21 protein-coding genes are annotated in these 21,402 nt (G+C 72.2%); 13 read left to right on the top strand and 8 right to left on the bottom strand.

The window, feature by feature from the left end:
* Positions 1-116: 116 nt before the first annotated feature.
* The 10 genes from AC07FJ_RS13165 to AC07FJ_RS13120 all read left to right on the top strand — a co-directional run bounded on the left by AC07FJ_RS13165 (position 117) and on the right by AC07FJ_RS13120 (position 8,145).
* Positions 117-1,064 carry a Rossmann-like and DUF2520 domain-containing protein gene (locus tag AC07FJ_RS13165; protein WP_479048423.1) on the top strand — a complete coding sequence of 316 codons (948 nt, stop codon included), beginning with the start codon at positions 117-119 and terminating at the stop codon, positions 1,062-1,064.
* Positions 1,061-2,080: a pantoate--beta-alanine ligase gene (gene panC, locus AC07FJ_RS13160; protein ID WP_479048420.1), complete on the top strand. Its 1,020-nt coding sequence runs from the start codon at positions 1,061-1,063 to the stop codon at positions 2,078-2,080. Before AC07FJ_RS13165 ends, panC begins: the two co-directional genes overlap by 4 nt.
* Positions 2,077-3,777, top strand: coding sequence for an L-aspartate oxidase (locus AC07FJ_RS13155; protein WP_479048418.1), 1,701 nt, complete (start codon positions 2,077-2,079; stop codon positions 3,775-3,777). Before panC ends, AC07FJ_RS13155 begins: the two co-directional genes overlap by 4 nt.
* A gap of 2 nt (positions 3,778-3,779) precedes the next feature.
* Positions 3,780-4,799, top strand: a complete 1,020-nt coding sequence (gene nadC / locus AC07FJ_RS13150) for a carboxylating nicotinate-nucleotide diphosphorylase (protein ID WP_479048417.1) — start codon at positions 3,780-3,782, stop codon at positions 4,797-4,799.
* On the top strand, positions 4,799-5,605 hold the full coding sequence (locus AC07FJ_RS13145; protein ID WP_361428542.1) for a type III pantothenate kinase: 807 nt from the start codon (positions 4,799-4,801) through the stop codon (positions 5,603-5,605). Before nadC ends, AC07FJ_RS13145 begins: the two co-directional genes overlap by 1 nt.
* Before the next feature lie 132 nt (positions 5,606-5,737).
* A complete protein-coding gene (locus tag AC07FJ_RS13140; RefSeq protein WP_479049484.1) occupies positions 5,738-6,304 on the top strand; it encodes a hypothetical protein in 567 nt (188 codons plus the stop codon).
* Positions 6,305-6,318: 14 nt separating this feature from the next.
* A complete protein-coding gene (locus AC07FJ_RS13135; RefSeq protein ID WP_361428540.1) occupies positions 6,319-6,492 on the top strand; it encodes a hypothetical protein in 174 nt (57 codons plus the stop codon).
* Between the two features lie 132 nt (positions 6,493-6,624).
* Complete coding sequence (locus tag AC07FJ_RS13130; RefSeq protein ID WP_479048414.1) at positions 6,625-7,104, top strand: BlaI/MecI/CopY family transcriptional regulator; 480 nt, start codon at positions 6,625-6,627, stop codon at positions 7,102-7,104.
* A 9-nt stretch (positions 7,105-7,113) separates the two neighbouring features.
* Positions 7,114-7,662 carry an amino-acid N-acetyltransferase gene (locus AC07FJ_RS13125; RefSeq protein WP_468287330.1) on the top strand — a complete coding sequence of 183 codons (549 nt, stop codon included), beginning with the start codon at positions 7,114-7,116 and terminating at the stop codon, positions 7,660-7,662.
* 147 nt (positions 7,663-7,809) lie between these two features.
* Positions 7,810-8,145: a histone-like nucleoid-structuring protein Lsr2 gene (locus tag AC07FJ_RS13120; protein ID WP_361428534.1), complete on the top strand. Its 336-nt coding sequence runs from the start codon at positions 7,810-7,812 to the stop codon at positions 8,143-8,145.
* Here the strand turns inward: AC07FJ_RS13120 and AC07FJ_RS13115 are convergent.
* Positions 8,114-8,746 carry an SCO3374 family protein gene (locus tag AC07FJ_RS13115; RefSeq protein ID WP_479048411.1) on the bottom strand — a complete coding sequence of 211 codons (633 nt, stop codon included), beginning with the start codon at positions 8,744-8,746 and terminating at the stop codon, positions 8,114-8,116. The two genes, AC07FJ_RS13120 and AC07FJ_RS13115, sit on opposite strands and share 32 nt — an antisense overlap.
* 431 nt (positions 8,747-9,177) lie before the next feature.
* Between AC07FJ_RS13115 and AC07FJ_RS13110 the strand changes: the two genes are divergently transcribed.
* Positions 9,178-11,703, top strand: coding sequence for an ATP-dependent Clp protease ATP-binding subunit (locus AC07FJ_RS13110; protein WP_468287336.1), 2,526 nt, complete (start codon positions 9,178-9,180; stop codon positions 11,701-11,703).
* A gap of 59 nt (positions 11,704-11,762) precedes the next feature.
* Here AC07FJ_RS13110 and dacB read toward each other — a convergent pair whose 3' ends face one another.
* Positions 11,763-13,337, bottom strand: coding sequence for a D-alanyl-D-alanine carboxypeptidase/D-alanyl-D-alanine endopeptidase (dacB, locus tag AC07FJ_RS13105; protein WP_479048409.1), 1,575 nt, complete (start codon positions 13,335-13,337; stop codon positions 11,763-11,765).
* 497 nt (positions 13,338-13,834) lie between these two features.
* On the opposite strand from dacB, the gene AC07FJ_RS13100 reads away from it, so the two are divergent.
* Positions 13,835-14,560: a M23 family metallopeptidase gene (locus AC07FJ_RS13100; protein WP_479048407.1), complete on the top strand. Its 726-nt coding sequence runs from the start codon at positions 13,835-13,837 to the stop codon at positions 14,558-14,560.
* 8 nt (positions 14,561-14,568) lie between these two features.
* On the opposite strand, the gene AC07FJ_RS13095 is transcribed toward AC07FJ_RS13100, so the two are convergent.
* Complete coding sequence (locus tag AC07FJ_RS13095) at positions 14,569-15,129, bottom strand: TetR/AcrR family transcriptional regulator (protein ID WP_479048405.1); 561 nt, start codon at positions 15,127-15,129, stop codon at positions 14,569-14,571.
* A gap of 102 nt (positions 15,130-15,231) precedes the next feature.
* Here AC07FJ_RS13095 and AC07FJ_RS13090 point away from each other — a divergent pair, with 102 nt between their 5' ends.
* Positions 15,232-16,818, top strand: a complete 1,587-nt coding sequence (locus AC07FJ_RS13090) for an MDR family MFS transporter (protein ID WP_479048402.1) — start codon at positions 15,232-15,234, stop codon at positions 16,816-16,818.
* Positions 16,819-16,879: 61 nt separating this feature from the next.
* Here AC07FJ_RS13090 and cseC read toward each other — a convergent pair whose 3' ends face one another.
* The 5 genes from cseC to AC07FJ_RS13065 all read right to left on the bottom strand — a co-directional run bounded on the left by cseC (position 16,880) and on the right by AC07FJ_RS13065 (position 21,384).
* Positions 16,880-18,193: a two-component system sensor histidine kinase CseC gene (gene cseC, locus AC07FJ_RS13085; protein WP_468287351.1), complete on the bottom strand. Its 1,314-nt coding sequence runs from the start codon at positions 18,191-18,193 to the stop codon at positions 16,880-16,882.
* Positions 18,190-18,903 carry a two-component system response regulator CseB gene (gene cseB, locus AC07FJ_RS13080; protein WP_361428520.1) on the bottom strand — a complete coding sequence of 238 codons (714 nt, stop codon included), beginning with the start codon at positions 18,901-18,903 and terminating at the stop codon, positions 18,190-18,192. The genes cseC and cseB overlap by 4 nt, the downstream gene beginning before the upstream one ends.
* Positions 18,904-18,945: 42 nt before the next feature.
* Entirely contained in the window at positions 18,946-19,614 is a 669-nt protein-coding gene (locus AC07FJ_RS13075; protein ID WP_479048399.1) for a hypothetical protein, read from the bottom strand.
* Positions 19,602-20,165: a SigE family RNA polymerase sigma factor gene (locus tag AC07FJ_RS13070; protein WP_361428518.1), complete on the bottom strand. Its 564-nt coding sequence runs from the start codon at positions 20,163-20,165 to the stop codon at positions 19,602-19,604. The genes AC07FJ_RS13075 and AC07FJ_RS13070 overlap by 13 nt, the downstream gene beginning before the upstream one ends.
* A gap of 178 nt (positions 20,166-20,343) precedes the next feature.
* Positions 20,344-21,384: an HhH-GPD family protein gene (locus AC07FJ_RS13065; protein ID WP_479048397.1), complete on the bottom strand. Its 1,041-nt coding sequence runs from the start codon at positions 21,382-21,384 to the stop codon at positions 20,344-20,346.
* Positions 21,385-21,402 lie beyond the last annotated feature (18 nt).

Genomic DNA, 21,402 nt, shown 5'->3' with positions numbered 1-21,402 from the left:
ATCACACCGCCGGTCACGCCCTGTGGACAGTCGGCAAGCGGAACGAAACGCTGGCGTAGCATGACCAGAAATCGTCCGGTACCCCCCGCGGACTGGAACGGAAGGCCGTCGCCCGCGTGAACGCTTCGCAACCCCGCCCCGCCCGGCTCACCGTCGGCGTCGTAGGCGCCGGCCGGGTGGGCCCCGCCCTCGCCGCGGCCCTGCGGCTCGCCGGACACCGCCCGGTGGCCGTCTCGGGCGTCTCCGACGCGTCCGTGCGGCGCGCCGCCGAGTTCCTGCCCGACGTGCCGCTCGTCCCGCCCGCGCAGGTCCTGGAGCGGGCCGACCTGGTGCTGCTGACCGTCCCCGACGACGTCCTGCCCGGCCTGGTGCAGGGGCTGGCCGAGACCGGAGCCGTACGCCCCGGGCAGCTCCTGGTGCACACCTCCGGGCGGTACGGCACCGCCGTGCTCGACCCGGCCCGCCGCGCCGGAGCGCTGCCGCTCGCCCTGCACCCCGTCATGACCTTCACCGGCACCGCCGTCGACGTCCAGCGGCTGGCCGGCTGCTCCTTCGGCGTCACCGCCCCCGAGGAGCTGCGGCTCGCCGCCGAGGCGCTCGTCATCGAGATGGGCGGCGAGCCCGAGTGGATCGACGAGGCCGCCCGCCCCCTCTACCACGCGGCCCTCGCCCTCGGCGCGAACCACCTCGTCACCCTGGTGGCCCAGTCCATGGAGCTGCTCCGCAAGGCGGGCGTCGGCGCCCCCGACCGGATGCTCGGCCCGCTCCTCGGCGCCGCCCTGGACAACGCCCTGCGCTCCGGGGACGCCGCCCTGACCGGCCCCGTCGCGCGCGGCGACGCCGGCACGGTCGCGGCCCACATCACCGAGCTGCGCGCGCACGCGCCCGCCGCCGTCGCCGGATACCTCGCCATGGCGCGTACGACGGCGGACCGGGCACTCGCGGCCGGCCTGCTCAAGCCCGAGCTCGCCGAGGACCTGCTGGACGTCCTCGCGGACGGGTCCGCGGACGGTCCCACCGGCCAGGAAGGCGCCGAGGGCGCGGAAGGAGACAGCGGCCGATGAGCCAGGACTTCGAACTGATCACCACCCGCGACGAGCTGGGGTACGCCCTCGACCACTTCGCGCCCCGGGGCCGTACGGCCGTCGTCATGACCATGGGCGCCCTCCACGAGGGCCACGCCACCCTGGTCCGCGCCGCCCGCAGGCACGTCGGCAAGCAGGGGTACGTCCTGGTCACCGTCTTCGTGAACCCGCTCCAGTTCGGCGCGGGCGAGGACCTCGACCGCTACCCCCGCACCCTGGACGCCGACCTCAAGACCGCCGAGCAGGCGGGCGCCGACGCCGTGTTCGCCCCCTCCGTCGAGGAGATGTACCCCGACGGACGGCCCGAGATCCGGATCACCGCGGGCCCCATGGGCGAGCGGCTGGAGGGCGCCTCCCGCCCCGGCCACTTCGACGGCATGCTCACCGTCGTCGCCAAGCTCCTCCACCTCACCCGCCCCGACGCGGCGTTCTTCGGCCAGAAGGACGCCCAGCAGCTCGCCCTGATCCGCCGCATGGTCCGCGACCTGAACTTCCCGGTGGAGATCGTCGGCGTGGAGACCGTCCGCGAGCCCGACGGCCTGGCCCTCTCCAGCCGCAACCGCTACCTGTCGCCCCCCGAGCGGCGCACCGCCCTCGCGCTCTCCGCCGCGCTCTTCGCCGCCCGCGACCGGCTCGCCGCCCAGGTGGCGCTGCGCGCCCGCGCCGAGACGCTGCCCGCCTCCGAGAGCCGCGCCGCGGCCCTGTCCAAGCTGGGCGAGTCACGCGCGGCGGCCGACGCCCACGCGGTGGCGGCGCTGGCGGCGGCGGGTCCGGGCGGCGCGGACGCGGTTCGGGCGGCGGCCCGCGCGGTACTCGACGAGGCGGCCAAGCGCACCCCGCCCCTCGTCCTCGACTACCTCGCCCTGGTCGACCCGGCCGACTTCACCGACGTCCCCGACGAGTACACCGGGGAGGCGATCCTGGCCGTGGCCGCCAAGGTCGGCACGACCCGGCTCATCGACAACCTTCCCCTCACCTTCGGAGCCCCCGCATGACCGGCATACGCCTCCAGGCCCCCGCCCCCGGCTGGGCCATCGACGCCGACGTCGTCGTGGTCGGCTCCGGCGTCGCGGGCCTGACCGCCGCCCTGCGCTGCACGGCCGCGGGCCTGCGTACGGTCGTCGTCACCAAGGCCCGCCTCGACGCCGGCTCCACCCGCTGGGCCCAGGGCGGCATCGCCGCGGCCCTCGGCGAGGGCGACACCCCGGAGCAGCACCTCGACGACACGCTCGTCGCGGGCGCGGGCCTGTGCGACGAGGAGGCCGTCCGCGCCCTGGTCACCGAGGGCCCCGACGCCGTACGCCGCCTGATCGCCACCGGCGCGCGGTTCGACACCGACGAGGCCGGCACCATCGAGCTCACCCGCGAGGGCGGCCACCACCGCCGCCGCATCGCGCACGCGGGCGGCGACGCGACGGGCGCCGAGATCTCCCGGGCCCTGGTCGACGCGGTCCGCGACCGCGCCGTCCGCACCATCGAGAACGCGCTCGTGCTGGACCTCCTCACCGACGCCGAAGGCCGTACGGCCGGGGTCACGCTCCACGTCATGGGCGAGGGCCAGCACGACGGCGTCGGCGCCGTCCACGCCCCGGCGGTCGTCCTCGCCACCGGCGGCATGGGCCAGGTCTTCTCCGCCACCACCAACCCCGCCGTCTCCACCGGCGACGGTGTCGCCCTCGCGCTCCGCGCCGGGGCGGAGGTCAGCGACCTGGAGTTCGTCCAGTTCCACCCCACCGTCCTCTTCCTCGGACCCGAGGCGGAGGGCCAGCAGCCCCTCGTCTCCGAGGCGGTACGCGGCGAGGGCGCGTACCTGGTCGACGCCGACGGCGTCCGCTTCATGGTCGGGCAGCACGAGCTGGCCGAGCTCGCCCCCCGCGACATCGTCGCCAAGGGCATCATGCGCCGCATGCGCGAGCAGGGCGCCCACCACATGTACCTCGACGCCCGCCACTTCGGTGCCGAGATGTGGGCCTCCCGCTTCCCGACCATCCTCGCCGCCTGCCGCTCCCACGGCATCGACCCGGTCACCGAGCCGATCCCGGTCGCCCCGGCGGCGCACTACGCCTCCGGCGGCGTCCGCACCGACCTGTCCGGCCGCACCACCGTGCCCGGCCTGTACGCGTGCGGCGAGGTCGCCTGCACCGGCGTCCACGGCGCCAACCGCCTCGCGTCGAACTCCCTCCTGGAGGGCCTGGTCTTCGCCGAGCGCATCGCCGACGCCGTCGCGAAGGACCGCGCCGCGCACGCCGGGACCGGGTCGCGCACGCCGGTCCCGCACCCCGCCCCCACCCTGCTGCCGCTGCTCGACCCCACCCGCCGCGCCACCCTCCAGCACGTCATGACGGCGGGCGCCGGAGTGCTGCGCTCCGCCGCGAGCCTCGCCGAGGCGGCCGAGCGGCTGGACGCCATCCACGGCGAGGCGGTGAGCGGCGGCCACAAGGCCGCCGAGCCCGGCGTCGAGTCCTGGGAGACCACGAACCTCCTCTGTGTCGCCCGCGTGCTCGTCGCCGCCGCCCGCCGTCGCGAGGAGACCCGCGGCTGCCATTGGCGCGAGGACCACCCGGACCGCGACGACACGGCGTTCCGCCGCCACCTCGTCGTACGGCTCGGTCCCGACCGGACCCTGGACGTCCGCCCCACCGACACCCAAGACTTCCCTCCGACCGTCGCCGAAGCCCCCCAGGAGCCGTAACCGTGAGCACGCCCGAAGAACGCCCGCAGCCCGTGGACGTCCCCCTGATCAACATCGGTGCGCCGGCCGCGTCCGGCGGTGGCTGCGGCGACGGCTGCGGCTGCGGCGGTGACGACGAGGTCTACGAGTGCGGCCTCGACCCCGCGCTCGCCGCGCTGCTGGTGAACGCCGGTCTCGACCCCGTACTCGTCGAGGACGTCGCCTACCGCGCGATCGAGGAGGACCTGGACGGCGGCGTGGACGTCACCACCGTCGCGACGGTCCCGGAGGACGCGGTCGCCACCGCCGACTTCACCGTGCGCGAGGCGGGCGTGGTCGCGGGCATCCACATCGCCGAGGCGATCATGTCCGTGGTCTGCACCCAGGAGTTCGCGGTCGAGCGGCACGTCGAGGACGGCGACCGCGTGGAGGCCGGGCAGAAGCTGCTGTCCGTCACCACCCGCACCCGCGACCTGCTCACCGGCGAGCGCTCCGCCCTCAACATCATGTGCCGCCTCTCCGGCATCGCCACCGCCACCCGCGCGTGGGCGGACGCCCTGGAGGGCCACAAGGCGAAGGTCCGCGACACCCGCAAGACCACGCCCGGACTGCGCGCCCTGGAGAAGTACGCCGTGCGCTGCGGCGGCGGCGTCAACCACCGCATGTCGCTGTCCGACGCCGCGCTCGTCAAGGACAACCACGTCGTCGCGGCCGGCGGCGTCGCGGAGGCGTTCAAGGCCGTGCGCGAGCAGTTCCCCGACGTGCCGATCGAGGTCGAGGTGGACACCCTCCACCAGGTCCGCGAGGTCCTGGAGGCGGGCGCCGACCTGATCCTGCTGGACAACTTCACGCCGGCCGAGACCGAGGAGGCCGTCACCCTCGTCGGCGGCCGCGCGGTCCTGGAGTCCTCCGGCCGCCTCACCCTGGAGAACGCCGCCGCGTACGCCGCGACCGGCGTGGACTACCTCGCGGTGGGGGCCCTCACGCACTCGTCCCCGATCCTCGACATCGGCCTCGACCTGCGAGAGGCGGAGCAGGGCTGATGCTGCTCACGATCGACGTCGGCAACACCCAGACCGTCTTCGGCCTGTTCGACGGCGAGGAGATCGTCGAGCACTGGCGCATCTCCACGGACGCCCGCCGCACCGCCGACGAGCTGGCCGTGCTCATGCAGGGCCTGATGGGCATGCACCCGCTGCTCGGCGACGAGCTCGGTGACGGCATCGAGGGCATCGCGATCTGTTCGACGGTCCCGTCCGTCCTGCACGAGCTGCGCGAGGTGACGCGCCGGTACTACGGCGACGTGCCGGCCGTGCTGGTCGAGCCGGGCATCAAGACGGGCGTCCCGATCCTCACGGACAACCCCAAGGAGGTCGGCGCCGACCGCATCATCAACGCGGTCGCGGCGGTCGAGCTGTACGGCGGCCCGGCGATCGTCGTCGACTTCGGCACGGCGACGACGTACGACGCGGTCAGCGCGCGCGGCGAGTACGTCGGCGGTGTGATCGCCCCCGGCATCGAGATCTCCGTCGAGGCGCTCGGCGTCAGCGGCGCCCAGCTCCGCAAGATCGAGCTGGCCCGCCCGCGCAGCGTGATCGGCAAGAACACGGTGGCGGCGATGCAGGCGGGCATCGTGTACGGCTTCGCGGGCCAGGTCGACGGCGTCGTGCAGCGCATGAAGCGCGAACTGGTCGGCCCCTCCGGCGACCCGGCCGACGTCACGGTCATCGCCACGGGCGGCCTGGCCCCGATGGTCCTCGGCGAGTCCACGGTCATCGACGAGCACGAGCCGTGGCTGACCCTGATCGGCCTGCGCCTGGTGTACGAGCGCAACGTCTCGCGGATGTAGCCCGCATCGGCCCCCGGCCCGCAGGCGGACGGGGGCCTGCAGGGGCACGCCGTGACCATCGACTTAAACGACTTTCGTCCCAATTGCGCATATCGTCACCTCATGCCCACGCCATACGGATCCCGCGGCGGCCTGGCGTTCGGCGCAGACGAGCTGCGTGTGCTCCGACGCGCCCTCGCCCATGCCCTTCACCCCGCCCCGCTCGACGACGAGGACGTACAGGACTGCCACCGCCTCGCCGGCTCGGTCGACGAGGCGGTCCGCGAGGCCCGGCGGCTGCGCGCCTTCCTGCTCGCGGACCTCGCGCGGTACCGCGATGCCCTCCCCGGCTCGGCGACCGGATACCTGGAGCTGCTCCAGGACGCCCTGGCGGCCGGGTACGAGCCGGGGCCCGAGGACCTCGCCGCGCTGCGCGGCCTGCGCCACGGCGCCGTGGCCGCCGCGCTGCTGGAGCGCTGCCGGCGCCTGGCCGAGCAGTCCGTACGCGCCCGCCTCGCCGGGCAGCGCACCGCGCCGGCCCCGCGCACCCGGCTGCTCGCGCTGCCCGGCGGCCGGGGCCGGACCGCCGCCGCGGCGCAGCAGCCCTCCCCGAAGCCGGCCCCGGACCCCGCGCCCAAGCCCGTCCCCAAGCCCTCCGAGGTCTTCCCGCCGCGCCGGCGACCCGCGGCGCCCCCGCCCGAGAAGCGGGCGGCGAGCTAGTTACCCTGGACGCCATGGACTACGTATCCGCGCTCCTGCCCCCGGTGGTGATGGCCGCCTTCTTCATCGCCCTCATCGTGGTGATCGTCAAGAGCCAGGGCGGCCAGAACAAGGCCAAGGAGGACGCGGCCGTCGACGCGGCCCTCGCCCGCGCCGAGGCCGCCCGCCAGGCGGACGGCTCCGCCTGACACGTACCCGCCGGGCCCGGGCCTCGGGCCGGAAACCAAGGGCGTACGACCGCTTACGCGTCGTACGCCCTTTTTGTTACCTTTGATACGTCAATAGCCAGTCATTCCGACATCCCCCACTATGGTGGCGACGTGCCCCGTCAATTGGGAGAGCTCGAAGACGCCGTCATGACCCGCGTCTGGCAATGGAACCGGCCTGTCACCGTCCGGGAAGTCCTGGAGGATCTCCAGCAGGAACGGTCCATCGCCTACACCACCGTCATGACCGTAATGGACAATCTCCATCAGAAGGGCTGGGTGCGCAGGGAAGTCTCCGGCCGCGCCTATCGATATACCGCGGTCTCCACCCGCGCCGCCTACTCGGCCGCACTGATGAACGAAGCCTGGTCCAAGAGCGACAACCCCGCCGCGGCGCTCGTGGCGTTCTTCGGCATGATGTCGCAGGAGCAGCGCGAGGCGCTGAATGACGCCATCCGGATCCTGCAACGCGACATCCCGGAAGAGACCGCCGAAGAACCGCCGCAAGGCGAACAGGAACGGGCGGAAGTGGAAGGCGCCGCGCACACCGGGGAGAGCCGGGGTGCCGACGGCGAGGACACCGCCGGGCGATAGCGTCCCCTCATGTCCTCCACCGACCTTCCGTCCCCGCCGCCCAATCCCGCCGCGAAAGCCGTGACCGTACGCCGGGCCAGGACCAGCGATGTGGCGGCCCTGCGACGCCTCGTCGATCCGTACGTCACCGAGGGCATCCTGCTCGACAAAGCGACGGTGACGCTTTACGAGGACATCCAGGAGTTCTGGGTGGCGGAACGCGACGAGGACGGCACGGTCGTCGGCTGCGGCGCTCTCCACGTGATGTGGGAAGACCTCGCCGAAGTGCGCACTCTCGCCGTCGACCCGCACTTCCGGGGGGCGGGTGTCGGCCATCAAGTGCTGGGGAAGTTGCTGGACACGGCCCGCTGGCTCGGCGTGCGCCGGGTTTTCTGCCTGACCTTCGAAGTCGACTTCTTCTCCAAGCACGGCTTCGTCGAGATCGGTGAGACGCCGGTCGCCGGAGATGTCTACGCCGAGCTCCTGCGTTCCTATGACGAGGGCGTCGCCGAGTTCCTCGGTCTCGAACGAGTGAAGCCGAACACCTTGGGCAACAGCCGGATGCTTCTGCACCTGTGATCGGAGGATGAGCCTCACCGATCCCTATGTCCGAATCGCGTATGTTTCCCGCCTGTCCCGGGTTCCGAACCTCTCCCGGGGGTTTGTGTTTTCCAGGGAAAAGCGGTTTCCTTTCCGCGTACTGCATTTTCGATGAAAGGAAATCCGGTGGCACAGAAGGTTCAGGTCCTTCTTGTTGACGACCTCGACGGTGGCGAGGCGGACGAGACGGTGACGTTCGCTCTGGACGGCAAGACCTACGAGATCGACCTCACCACCGCCAACGCGGACAAGCTCCGCAGCCTGCTCGAGCCGTACACCAAGAGCGGCCGGCGCACCGGTGGCCGCGCCGCGGGCGGCCGTGGCAAGGGTCGCGTCGCCGCCGGCGGCAGCCCCGACACCGCGAAGATCCGCGCGTGGGCCAAGGAGAACGGTTACAACGTGAACGACCGCGGTCGCGTGCCGGCCGAGATCAGGAAGGCGTACGAGGACGCCAACCACTGAGTGCGGCCCCGTCGCCCGCACCCAGCAGCCGGACCCGGTGGCACGCCGTCGCCGCCGAGTCCACGAGCCGTACGAGACAGGGGGCGTTCCCCCTGTCCCCCGGAGCCGTCCCGGCGGCCGGCCCCGCCCCGGGCGAGGGCAGCGCCGGAAGCGTCGGCTCCACCTCACGCCCCGGCAGGGGAGGGCGCAGCCACACGGCGGCGCCGGGCGAGCCGGAGCCACTCCGCCTCGGGGGCAGCCCCGGGGGGACGGGAGCGGGCATCCGGCCACCGGCGCCGAGCACCGTCAGGTCCAGGGCGATCCCGCCCCACTCCAGCCACTGGAGCAGCCCCGGCAGCTCCTCCGCGCTTCCCGCGGCGACGAGCATGCGCATCCGGCGCCCTTCGACGGCGACCGGCCAGTGCCCGCCCAGGCGCCGCAGCACGGCGGCCCCCGCGGCGGCCGGCAGCTCCAGCACGTCGAAGCGGAGCCCCGTCAGCAGCTCCACCCCCGCCGGGCCGCGGGCGGCGGCCCAGCCGAGCTCGTGCGCGTACCACCGCGCGTGGCCGCCGTCGTCGCCGTCGTCGGCCGGCACGCGCGGGAGGGGGACGGTGAAGGCCATACCGGGGGAACTCCCTGCCGCCCGCTCGGGTTACGCACCGTAGGAGAACGATCACGGAGCGTGCCGTTCCGGGGGGCGCCCAGACGTGGGGGTGGGCGCAAGAGTGTTCGCCCTTAGCGGAGGGAACCGGGGTTCACCGCATGGAGTGTCAGTGGCTGCGGGTAAGACATTCCTAGTGGGGAGGGGCGACACGCACGGTCCGGGCGTCTCACGTTCGCCATCGGCGTACTGCCGGTGAGGGTAAGTACCTGGCCTGCGGGAACATCGTCTCGCACCATCGGGTTGGAGCATTTGTCGGCGTTCGGGTCAGGAGGCCACAGACGGGTGTCGGCAGTTGGAATGAGCGGTCCCCGCTTGCGGGACTAAGCTGCGGAAGGACAGGGAGGGGACCGACCCCTCTACTGCCTGACCGCTCTGAGGAGCGATTAACGATGTTCGAGAGGTTCACCGACCGCGCGCGGCGGGTTGTCGTCCTGGCTCAGGAAGAAGCCCGGATGCTCAACCACAACTACATCGGCACCGAGCACATCCTCCTGGGCCTTATCCACGAGGGTGAGGGTGTCGCCGCTAAGGCCCTGGAGAGCCTCGGGATTTCGCTCGAGGCGGTCCGCCAGCAGGTGGAGGAGATCATCGGCCAGGGCCAGCAGGCCCCGTCGGGTCACATCCCCTTCACTCCCCGTGCCAAGAAGGTCCTGGAGCTGTCGCTCCGCGAGGCCCTTCAGCTGGGCCACAACTACATCGGCACCGAGCACATCCTGCTCGGCCTGATCCGCGAGGGCGAGGGTGTCGCCGCCCAGGTCCTCGTGAAGCTGGGCGCCGATCTCAACCGGGTGCGGCAGCAGGTCATCCAGCTGCTCTCCGGCTACCAGGGCAAGGAAGCCGCCACCGCCGGTGGCCCTGCCGAGGGCACCCCCTCCACGTCCCTGGTCCTCGACCAGTTCGGCCGGAACCTCACCCAGGCCGCCCGTGAGTCCAAGCTCGACCCGGTCATCGGGCGCGAGAAGGAGATCGAGCGGGTCATGCAGGTGCTGTCCCGCCGCACCAAGAACAACCCGGTCCTCATCGGCGAGCCCGGCGTCGGCAAGACGGCGGTCGTCGAGGGCCTGGCGCAGGCCATCGTCAAGGGCGAGGTGCCCGAGACCCTCAAGGACAAGCACCTCTACACCCTGGACCTGGGCGCGCTGGTCGCCGGCTCCCGCTACCGCGGTGACTTCGAGGAGCGCCTGAAGAAGGTGCTCAAGGAGATCCGCACCCGCGGCGACATCATCCTGTTCATCGACGAGCTCCACACCCTGGTGGGTGCGGGTGCCGCCGAGGGCGCGATCGACGCGGCGTCCATCCTGAAGCCGATGCTCGCCCGTGGTGAGCTGCAGACCATCGGTGCCACGACGCTCGACGAGTACCGCAAGTACCTGGAGAAGGACGCGGCCCTGGAGCGCCGCTTCCAGCCCATCCAGGTCGCGGAGCCGTCGCTGCCGCACACCATCGAGATCCTCAAGGGCCTGCGCGACCGGTACGAGGCCCACCACCGGGTCTCCATCACGGACGAGGCGCTGGTCCAGGCCGCCACCCTGGCCGACCGGTACATCTCGGACCGCTTCCTGCCGGACAAGGCGATCGACCTGATCGACGAGGCCGGCTCCCGGATGCGCATCCGCCGGATGACCGCGCCGCCGGACCTCCGCGAGTTCGACGAGAAGATCGCGGCCGTCCGCCGGGACAAGGAGTCCGCGATCGACTCCCAGGACTTCGAGAAGGCGGCCTCTCTCCGCGACAAGGAGAAGCAGCTGCTGGCGGCGAAGGCCAAGCGGGAGAAGGAGTGGAAGGCCGGCGACATGGATGTCGTCGCCGAGGTCGACGGCGAGCTCATCGCCGAGGTCCTCGCGACCGCCACCGGCATCCCGGTCTTCAAGCTGACCGAGGAGGAGTCCTCGCGTCTGCTCCGCATGGAGGACGAGCTCCACAAGCGCGTCATCGGCCAGAAGGACGCCATCAAGGCCCTGTCGCAGGCGATCCGCCGTACGCGCGCCGGCCTGAAGGACCCGAAGCGCCCGGGTGGCTCGTTCATCTTCGCCGGCCCGTCCGGTGTCGGTAAGACCGAGCTGTCCAAGACGCTCGCCGAATTCCTCTTCGGCGACGAGGACGCGATGATCTCCCTCGACATGTCGGAGTTCAGCGAGAAGCACACGGTTTCCCGCCTCTTCGGTTCCCCGCCCGGATACGTGGGTTACGAAGAGGGCGGCCAGCTCACCGAGAAGGTGCGCCGCAAGCCGTTCTCCGTCGTCCTCTTCGACGAGGTCGAGAAGGCCCACCCCGATATCTTCAATTCCCTTCTCCAGATCCTGGAGGACGGTCGCCTGACCGACTCCCAGGGCCGGGTCGTGGACTTCAAGAACACGGTCATCATCATGACGACCAACCTCGGGACCCGGGACATCTCGAAGGGCTTCAACCTGGGCTTCGCCGCACAGGGTGACGTCAAGACCGGTTACGAGCGGATGAAGGCGAAGGTCAACGAAGAGCTGAAGCAGCACTTCCGGCCCGAGTTCCTCAACCGTGTCGATGACACGGTCGTCTTCCACCAGCTCAGCCAGGAAGACATCATCCAGATCGTCGACCTGATGGTCGCCAAGGTGGACGAGCGTCTGAAGGACCGCGACATGGGCATCGAGCTCAGCGGTGACGCCAAGAAGCTGCTGGCGAAGAAGGGCTACGACCCGGTCCTGGGCGCCCGGCCGCTGCGCCGGACGATCCAGCGCGAGATCGAGGACATCCTGTCGGAGAAGATCCTCTTCGGCGAGCTGCGCCCCGGTCACATCGTGGTCGTGGACACCGAGGGCGAGGGTGAGGAGAAGAAGTTCACCTTCCGCGGTGAGGAGAAGTCGGCGCTGCCCGACGTTCCCCCGATCGAGCAGGCGGCCGGCGGCACCGGCCCGAACCTCTCGAAGGACGCGTAAGCGGTAAGAGCTGAAAGAAGGGGCTGTCCCGTACGGGACAGCCCCTTCGGCGTTTCCGGTCAGCAGACCCGCGGCTTGCGCCAGGAGCATTCGAGGTCGCCGGGCGCCTCGGCGGTTCGCAGCCGCCCCGGCGTCGCCGTGGCGATCGTCCCGGCGGCCGTGTCGGAGCGGGCCAGGGTCACCACGATCGCGTCCTCGACGCCCTTCACGGACGGCGCCAGATAGTTGTTGAGGATGATCGAGTAGACCAGGCGCCGGCCGCCCGCGTCGGTCACGTACCCGGAGAGCGCCGAGGCGCCGGTCAGCGAGCCGGTCTTGGCGTGGGTGTTCATCGCCGCCGGGGTACCGCACATCCGGGTGCGCAGGGTGCCGCCCGTGGCGCGGTCCGGGGCGCAGGCGACCGGCAGGGACGCGTACCAGTCGGCGTACCAGGGGGCGTCCTGGACGGCGAGGAGCAGCCGGCTGATCTGGGCGGCGGGGAAGAGGTTCATCCGCGACAGCCCGGACCCGTCGGCCTGCCGCACCTGATCCGGCTCCACGCCCTCCGTCTTCAGGTACGCGCCGATGGCGGTGAGGCCCGCGCTCCACGAGCCGCGGCCCGAGGTCTCGTACCCGATCGTCTTCGTGAGCGCCTCGGCGTGCATGTTGTTGGACAGCTTCATGAACGGCCGCATGAGCTCCTTGAGCGGCATGGAGGTGTGCGAGGCGAGGACCGTCGCGCCGTCGGGCGTCGGCACCCCCAGGCGCGGCCGGCCGCCCGCGACGCGTACGCCGTGGGCCGCGAGGGCGTCGGCGAAGACGGCGGCGGCGTAGCCGGTCGGCTCCCAGACGGTGATCCACTCCTTGGTGGCCGCCGCGCCCAGGGGGATCTCGCCGCTGACGACGATCGTGTTGGTGCCGTGCTCGCGCTCGACGGCGAGGGTGTCGGGCCGGCCGGCGGCCACGGTGGTGGCGCGGTTGTCGACGCGTACGTAGTCGGTGCGGGGTGCCACGCTCACCCGCGGCCTGGCGCCCGCCGCGCCGCCCGGGGCGGCCTCGACGACGACCGTGCCCGCGTCGTAGTCGGTGTCCGGGGCGACCGTGAGGGCGGAGGTCTGCGCGGAGTAGTACGACGACTCGTCGTCGGCGGCCCAGGAGCGCCCCAGCCGGTGGGCGTCGAAGCGGGTGTCGTCCGCGACGAGCCGCCCGGCCACCCACCGGACGCCGGACGCGGCGACCCGGGCGGCGAGGGCGTCGTAGTCCTTGGCGAGGGTGGTCGGGTCGCCCGTACCGCGCAGGTACAGGTCACCGCGGAGGACGCCGTTCCGGGGGCGGGCGGTGGCCAGTACGTCCGTACGGAACCGGTACTCCGGCCCCAGGAGCTCCATGGCGGCGGCGGAGGTGACGAGCTTGGTGTTGGAGGCGGGCATCAGCCGGTCGCCGCCGTCGCGCTGGTAGAGGGTCTCCCCGGTCCCGGCGTCGGCGACGACGACGCTCGCGGCGCCGCCGTCCAGCCGGGGGTCGGCGAGGATCGTGTCGATGGCCCCTTTGAGGCCGGTGTCGGAGGGTCCCGCGCCGGCGGGAAGGGCGCTCCCCCCGAGGAGTCCGGCGAGCCCGAGGGCGAGGGCGGTCACGCGCATCACGTGTCTGCTCATGGAGAGGAGGATGGCGGAGCCGGGTGGGGCTGGGAAGGACGCCCGGGGCCGCCACGTCACCGCGTTGACGCCCGGGACCCCCGGGCCTTTGGTCCCGAAACGGACACGCGTACGACCCGCCGCCCGTGACAAGCCGCACAGGCGGTGGGCGCGGTACTAGGCGGAATAGTGCGGTCCGCGGCCTTTCCCCGGCCACCCCTCGGCGGGCGGGCGGCGGCCGTACGGGGTCGGGGGCGGGTGCGGCCACCGAGGCCGTCGGGAAAGCCCCAGCTCAAGGGCACCCTCATCCGGACAAACCTCGCTTTCCAAGGACATTCCGCCCTCTCGCCCTGCCTTTTGCCGCGCCGTCAAGAGTCCACGTCACACCCCCACCGCTACGACGGCATGTCGTAGATGGGTGGTTTGAGGCGGGATGGGGGTCCGGGTTACCAAGGATGAGCACCCGCCCGGCGCACCGCTCGCGTCGGGTCCGTTCTTGTCCGGAGGTCTTTCCCCGTATGTCGAAGCGCATCAAGCACCCCACCCGTAACGCCGCCGTCGCCCTCGCCGCCGTCGGCATGGGAGCGTCGCTGGCGTTCGGATCCGGTGCTGCGTTCGCGGCCGGGGCGCAGGCGGCCCCCGCCATCGACACCGCGACCGCCGTCGCCGCGCAGGCCGCAGCCCAGTCGAAGGTCGCCCAGCAGGCCGAGGCCGCCAAGCAGGCCGCGGCCGCGCAGCAGGCGGCGCAGGCCGCGCAGGCGGCGAAGGTCGCCGAGGTCGCGAAGAAGGCGGCCGCCACGAAGAAGGCCGCCGCCAAGAAGACGGCCTCCTGGGTCAAGCCGGTCAACGGCTACACCCTGACCGCCTCCTTCAACCAGGGCGGCGCCATGTGGTCCCACAAGCACTCCGGCCAGGACTTCGCCGTGCCGGTCGGCACCCCGGTCAAGGCCGCGCACAGCGGTGTCGTCGTGAAGGCCGGCCCGAACGGCGGCGGCGACGGCCCCGCGTACGGCAACGCCATCGTGATCAAGCACGCCAACGGCACGTACTCGCAGTACGCCCACCTGTCGAAGATCGACGTCTCCGTGGGCGCGAAGGTGAAGACCGGCCAGCTCATCGCCAAGTCCGGCAACACCGGCAACTCCTCCGGCCCGCACCTGCACTTCGAGATCCGTACGACCCCGAACTACGGCTCCGCGATCAACCCGGCGTCGTTCCTGCGCTCGGCGGGCGTCACCATCTGACCCGCGCGTTACGAGCGGCCCTGATGGGCCTGGGTCAGCAGATCGACGGCGACCTCGAGGATGGCTTCGCGCTTCTCCTCGGGGTCGCCTTCGACGTGCTGCATGAAGAAGACGCCGGCGTGCATGGTGAACAGCGCGCTGATGCACCGCACCCGGTCGGCCATGGCGAAGCCGGGCTCCTGCACCAGCCCGGACAGGGTGAGCATCCGCTCCTTGAAGGTCTCCCCGATGCTCAGGTCGCGCACGGTGGCCTGGTTCTCCTGCATGAAGCGGAAGAGCGGGGCCGCGCCGAGCAGGGCCGCGTGGTACCGGCGCAGGATCTCCTGCTTGGTCTCCAGGGTGCGGGGCTGCCCCTCGGCCCAGGCGATCAGGTCGTCGATCGGCCGCGTCATGTCCTGGAAGAGGCTGATGACGATGTCTTCCTTGGTCTTGAAGTGGTAGTACAGCGCCGCCTTGGTGACCCCGAGCCGCTCGGCGATCTCCCGCAGCGAGGTCTTCTCGTAGCCCTGCTCGGCGAAGAGGCCGAGGGCCACGTCCTGGATCCGCTGGCGCGTGTTGCCTCTGGCCATGGTGCTCGGTCCTCTCGAAAACTTACTTGACGCCCGGCTAGTGCCACGTCTACCGTCACCAGTGTAGAACTAGCCGGGCGGCAAGTAAGTGGAGCGGGGAACATGAAGGACATCGACATACGACAGCGGCGCGAGCCGCGTACACGCAGCGTGCGCGTGGTGCTGCTCGCGCTGATGATCGCCATCCTGCTGGCGATGCTCGACAACATGATCATCGGAACGGCGATGCCCACCATCGTCGGAGAGCTCGGCGGCCTGGCGCACCTCTCCTGGGTCGTCACCGCCTACACCCTCGCCACCGCCGCCTCCACCCCGATCTGGGGCAAGCTCGGCGACCTCTACGGCCGCAAGGGCAGCTTCCTCACCGCGATCGTGATCTTCCTGATCGGCTCGGCGCTCAGCGGCATGGCCCAGGACATGGGCCAGCTCATCGGCTTCCGCGCCGTCCAGGGCCTGGGCGCCGGCGGTCTCATGGTCGGCGTCATGGCGATCATCGGCGACCTGATCCCGCCGCGTGAGCGCGGCAAGTACCAGGGCATGATGACCGGCGTCATGGCCCTCGCGATGATCGGCGGTCCGCTGGTCGGCGGCACCATCACCGACCACTGGGGCTGGCGCTGGTCCTTCTACATCAACCTGCCGCTCGGCGCGGTCGCCCTCGCGATGGTCAGCGCCGTCCTGCACCTGCCGAAGCGGGAGCGCGACCGCCGGCCGCGCATCGACTACCTCGGCACGGCGCTGCTGACCATCGGCATCACCGCGATCGTCCTGGTCACCACCTGGGGCGGTACGGAGTACGCCTGGGACTCCGCCACGATCCTGGCGCTGAGCGCCGTCGGCGTGGCCTCCACCGCCGGGTTCCTCTTCGTCGAGACCCGTGCCGCCGAGCCCGTCGTGCCGCTGCACATCTTCCGCAGCCGCAACTTCACGCTCATGTCGGTGATCGGCTTCCTGACCGGCTTCGTGATGTTCGGCGCCATGCTCTTCCTGCCGCTGTTCCAGCAGTCGGTGCAGGGCGCCTCGGCCACCAACTCCGGGCTGCTGCTCCTGCCGATGCTGATCGCCATGATGATCGTGTCGCTGTACGCGGGGCGCGTCACCACCAACAGCGGCAAGTACAAGATCTTCCCCATCGTGGGCGGCGGGCTGATGGTCCTCGGCCTCTTCCTGCTGGCGCAGATGGACACCGGCACCTCCCGCTTCACCTCCGGGGCGTACATGGCGGTCCTCGGCGCGGGCATGGGCTTCCTGATGCAGATCACCATGCTGGTCGCGCAGAACAGCGTCGAGATGAAGGACATGGGCGTGGCCTCGTCCACGACGACGCTCTTCCGCACGCTCGGTTCGTCCTTCGGCGTCGCCATCATGGGCGCGCTGTTCACGGCCCGGGTGCAGGACGAGATGGCGGCGCAGGGCGGCGGCGCGGCCACCGCGCAGACGGCCCAGCTCGACGCGGCGAGCCTGGCGCGGCTCCCGGAGCACGTGCGCGAGGCGTACCAGGTCGCGGTGGCGTCCGGTACGCACACGGCCTTCCTGCTGGGCGCGGCGGTCGCCCTGATCGGCTTCGTGGCGGCGTTCTTCGTCAAGGAGGTCCCGCTGAAGGGAGCCGGGCCGCAGCGTCCGGAGCCCCCGCAGGCGGAGCCCCCGCAGACGGAGGTCCCGCCGAAGCTGGCGGCCTCCAGCAGCTGAGGGCGGGGGCGCGGGGGTCCGTACCCGCGCCCCGGCTACCGGCCTCGGGCCAGCGCCCCGGCTACCGGTCCTCGGCCGACGGCCGCAGGACCGGGAAGCTGCCCGTCGACGTCGGGGCGTGCTCCGGAAGCCAGAGGACCGCGATCGCCCCGCCCGACGGGGAGGCGTTGCGGAAGGTGAGGCGGGCGCCCAGGACGCGGGCCTGGCCCGCCGCGATGGTCAGGCCCAGGCCGTGGCCGTGCCCCGCGCGGTCGCTCGCGCCCGTGCGGAAGCGGCTCGGCCCCTCGCGCAGCAGCGCCTCCGGGAAGCCCGGCCCGTGGTCGCGCACCCGCAGCACGCGGCCCTCGACGGTGACCTCCACCGGGGGCTTGCCGTGCTTCGCGGCGTTCGCGAGCAGGTTGCCCAGGATGCGCTCCAGCCGCCGCGGGTCGGTGTTCACCCACGACTCGTGCACCACGCGGATCTCGGCCTCCGGGTCCAGCGCCCGCACCCGCCGCTCGACGAACTCGCCGAGCGCGATCTCCTGGAGCTCGGCCCGCTCGGAGGCGCTGTCGAGCCGGGCCACCTCCAGCACGTCCTCGACCAGCGTGCGCATCGCCTGCGCCCGGTCCCGTACGAGCTCACTCGGCCGCCCGGGCGGCAGCAGCTCGGCGGCGGTGAGCAGCCCGGTCACCGGCGTGCGCAGCTCGTGCGCGATGTCCGCCGTGACGCGCCGCTCGGCCTCGATCCGGTCGTTGAGCGCGTCGGTCAGCGCGTCCACCGCACGCGCCAGCTCGTCCGTCTCGTCCCGTACGCGCCCGCCGATCGCGTCCCGGACCCGTACGTCCGTGTTGCCCTGGGCGACCTTCCCGGCCGCCGCGGCCGCCTTCCGCAGCCGCCGCGACAGCTGCCCGCCGATCAGCACGCCGAGCGCGCACCCGCCGAAGACCACCGACACCGAGCCGGCCACCAGCGCCTGGTCCAGCGCCTTCATGATCGTCGTGGACCGTCCGGCGAACTGCGTGCGCAGCGACAGCACGTCGCCGTTGGCCAGCGGCACGGCGGCCCAGACGTCCGGGGCGCCGGAGTGCCGCTCCTCCACGTACGTGCCGCGGTGCCGCTGCCGCATCAGCTTCTCCAGCTCGGGCGGCAGCGCCGGGTCGTTGACCTTCGTGCCGAACTTCGGCTCGCCCTTCGGCTTGGCCGACTCGTACATCCGCTGCGCGAAGACGAGCCGCTCCATCTGCACCTCGCGCGCGTTGTCCAGCATGGAGACGCGGGCGGCGTTGTGGACGACGAGGCTGAGCGCGGCCGTGATCAGGGCGCCGACCCCCGCGATGGCGATGGCGATCTTCCAGCGGACGCCGGTGCGCACGGCGAAACGACGGCGGCTCATGCCTTGAGCTTGTAGCCGAAGCCGCGGACCGTCTCGATCCGGTCCTGGCCGATCTTCGTACGGAGCCGCTGGACGTGGACGTCGACGACGCGCGTGTCCCCGCCCCACCCGTAGTCCCACACCCGCTCCAGCAGCTTGTCGCGGGACAGCACCGTGCCGGGCGCCGACGAGAACTCCAGCAGCAGCCGCATCTCCGTCGGGGTCAGCCCGACCGGGGCGCCGGCCCGGCGCACCTCCATGCCCTCCGTGTCGATCTCGATGTCACCGAAGACGAGCACGCCGCCCTGGTCCGGGCCGCCCTGCGAGGCGTCGGCGGCGGCGCCGCCCGCCCCGCCCGAGGCGTGCCCGAAGCGCCGCAGCACGGCGCGGATCCGGGCCACGAGCACGGCGCCGTCGAACGGCTTGGTCACGTAGTCGTCGGCGCCGGCCTCCAGGCCCAGCACCACGTCGATGGAGTCGGCCCGGGCGGACAGCATGATGACCGGCACCGTCGACTCGTCCCGGATGCGCCGGCAGAGGCTGACGCCGTCCATGCCGGGCAGCATGACGTCGAGCAGCGCGATGTCCGGCCGCCGGGCCCGGAACGACTCCAGCCCGGACAGTCCGTCCGGCATGGCGGTCACCGCGAAGCCGTCCCGCTCCAGGGCGAGCTGCGTGGCCTCGCGGATGACGTCGTCGTCCTCGACGAACAGGACATGGGTCTCGGCCATCGCCATCCCGCGCTTCTCTCGGTCCTCGGTCGGTTCTGGGTCTCAGTTCTCGGGCGGCGGGCTCGGCGCGGGCCCGTCGATGCCGCCGTCGCCGATCGCCTTGCTGTAGTCGTTGTGCACCCGGTCGTGCTCGCTGAACCGGTTGCCCACCCAGCGGTACGTGATCACGTCCTCGCCGGACGGATACGCGACCGGGTCGCCCTCCTCGTACACCTGCCGGGTGAGGACGAGGTCGCCCCGGTCGATCGTGGAGTACACGGCCGGTTCCTCCACCGCGAAGACATTCTCGTACGCGTTGTCCACCAGGCGGTACACGTACGTCCCGACCCCCACGGCATCCCCGCACGTCAGCACGTTCACCACCACGTCCGGGCGGCCGTTGCCGGTGAGGTTCCCGTACGACGTGTCGACCGGGTACGCGTCGGCCGTGCACGGCTTCAACTCGTCCTTGACCTGATCGCTGACCTTGGGATCGTCCTTGATCAGCCGGACCGGGTCGACCTTCTTGACGGGCGAGGACCCGACGGGCGCCGTCGGCGCGGACGTCGGGGTCGTCTGGTCGGTCCGGGCCGCGCCCTCGTCGCGCGTGCCCGTACCGCCGGTGGAGCAGCCGGCCGTGAGCAGGCCGAAGGCGGCGAGCACGGCCGTCGCCGTGGTACTCGCCGCCCGGATCCTGCCGGTGCCGCCGACGTCGTTTCTCAGGCCGCGCACCGTTCCCGCCCTCGTTCGTGACCGCGTTCCGTACGCTCCGGGGAGCGGGCGCCGGTGTCGACGGCCCGGCTCTCCAGCTCCTGACGGAGCCGGGCGAGCGCCCGGTGGAGCGTGCTCTTCACCGTACCGGTCGACATGCCGAGCGCGGCGGCCGTCTCCTCGGTGCTCATCTGCTCCCAGTGCCGCAGCACGACCACGCTGCGCTGCTTGGGCGCCAGCACCTTGAGCACGTCCATCAGCAGGGCCCGGTCGGCGTGCTGCTCGGTGGCGTCGTCGACGGACGCGTCGGGCAGCTGCTCGGTGGGCACCTCCTCCAGCTTGCGGGCGCGCCACCACTCGGTCCGCGTGTTGATCATCACGCGGCGCAGGTACGCGTCGGCGAGGGCCTTGTCCGCTATGCCGTCCCAGCGGCCGTACGTACGGGCCAGCGCCGTCTGCAGCAGGTCCTGGGCGTCGACGGGGTCCGGGACGAGACGGCGCGCGCTGCGCAGCAGCGCGTCCTGCCGAGTGCGTACGTACTCCTCGAATTCGAGCACCTCGCCGTGCGACATCCGAACCGCCTCCATCCCCGTGACGAGCACCCCCCGTGGGCACCCCTGTGGTCTTACGGCAGGAGACGCTACGGAGCTGTTGTCACGGGGTTGTCCGAGGCAGCCGTCGGCGGACGCACGGCTGTCCATCGGTTGTGTAACAGCGGAGGTGTGACGGCCCCGGATCAGGGGAAGGTGATCACGTTCGGCCCTCGCCGCGAGTGCCGGAGATGTCGGGAGTGCCGGGAACGCCGGGACCGGCCGGAGCGGCCGGCGCCGCCGGGCCGGCCGGGAGCCGGTAGCGGCCGCCCGCCAGGGGCTCCACCAGCCCGTCCGCGACCAGCCCGTCCAGCGCCCTCGCCCGCTGCACCGGCTCGTCCCACACGGCGTCCAGCGCGGCCTGCTCCACCGGCGCCACCGCCTCGCGCAGCACGGCGAGGAGCTTGCCGCGCACCTGGCGGTCGGTCCCCGCGTACGTCTGGCCGCGCCGCGCCGGGCCGTCGTGCGCGGGCTTGCCCGCCAGCCGCCAGGCGCAGTGCCCGGCGATCGGGCAGCGCGCGCAGTCCTCGTTCTTCGCGGTGCACACCAGCGCGCCGAGCTCCATGGACGCCGCCGCCCAGCGGGCCGCGGTCGTCTCGTCCTCGGGCAGCAGCGCACGGGCGAGCTTGCGCTCGGCGGCCGTGGTGGCGTTCGGCGGGTACTGCACGCCCGTGACGGACCGGGCGAACACCCGGCGCACGTTGGTGTCCAGGACGGCGTGCCGCTGCCCGTACGCGAACGACGCCACCGCCGCGGCCGTGTACTCGCCGATGCCCGGCAGCGCCAGCAGCTGCGCGTGGTCGCGCGGTACGTCGCCGCCGTGCCGCTCCGTTATGGCGACGGCCGCGCCGTGCAGCCGCAGGGCGCGGCGCGGGTAGCCGAGGCGGCCCCAGGCGCGCACGGCCTCGCCGGGGGCCTCGGCGGCTAGGTCGGCGGGGCGCGGCCAGCGGGCCAGCCACTGCTCGTACACCGGGAGGACCCGGCTGACCGGGGTCTGCTGGAGCATGAACTCGCTGACCATCACGCCCCAGGCGCCCGCCTCGGGGCGGCGCCAGGGCAGGTCGCGGGCGTGCTGCTCGAACCAGGCGAGGACGGGTGTGTGCAGCCGCGCGTGCGCGTCGGCGCCGGCTGAGGAGGGGGTGGACGAAGGGACGGAGGAGGGGGCGGAAGCGGCGGCGGAGAGGCTTTCGGTCGCAGTCATGGCACCCCCGATCCTGGC

Source organism: Streptomyces sp. NPDC045998, assembly GCF_056430285.1.
The sequence above is the reverse complement of the archived record's forward strand: the minus strand, read 5'-3'. Positions and strand labels throughout refer to the sequence as shown.

Bases quoted from the DNA above. Each gene is read 5' to 3' on its own strand.
- panC (WP_479048420.1), top strand. From the start codon at position 1,061: ATGAGCCAGGACTTCGAACTGATCACCACCCGCGACGAGCTGGGGTAC.
- AC07FJ_RS13155 (WP_479048418.1), top strand. From the start codon at position 2,077: ATGACCGGCATACGCCTCCAGGCCCCCGCCCCCGGCTGGGCCATCGAC.
- AC07FJ_RS13145 (WP_361428542.1), top strand. From the start codon at position 4,799: ATGCTGCTCACGATCGACGTCGGCAACACCCAGACCGTCTTCGGCCTG.
- AC07FJ_RS13135 (WP_361428540.1), top strand. From the start codon at position 6,319: ATGGACTACGTATCCGCGCTCCTGCCCCCGGTGGTGATGGCCGCCTTC.
- AC07FJ_RS13125 (WP_468287330.1), top strand. From the start codon at position 7,114: ATGTCCTCCACCGACCTTCCGTCCCCGCCGCCCAATCCCGCCGCGAAA.
- AC07FJ_RS13115 (WP_479048411.1), bottom strand. From the start codon at position 8,746: ATGGCCTTCACCGTCCCCCTCCCGCGCGTGCCGGCCGACGACGGCGAC.
- AC07FJ_RS13110 (WP_468287336.1), top strand. From the start codon at position 9,178: ATGTTCGAGAGGTTCACCGACCGCGCGCGGCGGGTTGTCGTCCTGGCT.
- dacB (WP_479048409.1), bottom strand. From the start codon at position 13,337: ATGAGCAGACACGTGATGCGCGTGACCGCCCTCGCCCTCGGGCTCGCC.
- AC07FJ_RS13100 (WP_479048407.1), top strand. From the start codon at position 13,835: ATGTCGAAGCGCATCAAGCACCCCACCCGTAACGCCGCCGTCGCCCTC.
- AC07FJ_RS13095 (WP_479048405.1), bottom strand. From the start codon at position 15,129: ATGGCCAGAGGCAACACGCGCCAGCGGATCCAGGACGTGGCCCTCGGC.
- AC07FJ_RS13090 (WP_479048402.1), top strand. From the start codon at position 15,232: ATGAAGGACATCGACATACGACAGCGGCGCGAGCCGCGTACACGCAGC.
- cseC (WP_468287351.1), bottom strand. From the start codon at position 18,193: ATGAGCCGCCGTCGTTTCGCCGTGCGCACCGGCGTCCGCTGGAAGATC.
- cseB (WP_361428520.1), bottom strand. From the start codon at position 18,903: ATGGCCGAGACCCATGTCCTGTTCGTCGAGGACGACGACGTCATCCGC.
- AC07FJ_RS13070 (WP_361428518.1), bottom strand. From the start codon at position 20,165: ATGTCGCACGGCGAGGTGCTCGAATTCGAGGAGTACGTACGCACTCGG.
- AC07FJ_RS13065 (WP_479048397.1), bottom strand. From the start codon at position 21,384: ATGACTGCGACCGAAAGCCTCTCCGCCGCCGCTTCCGCCCCCTCCTCC.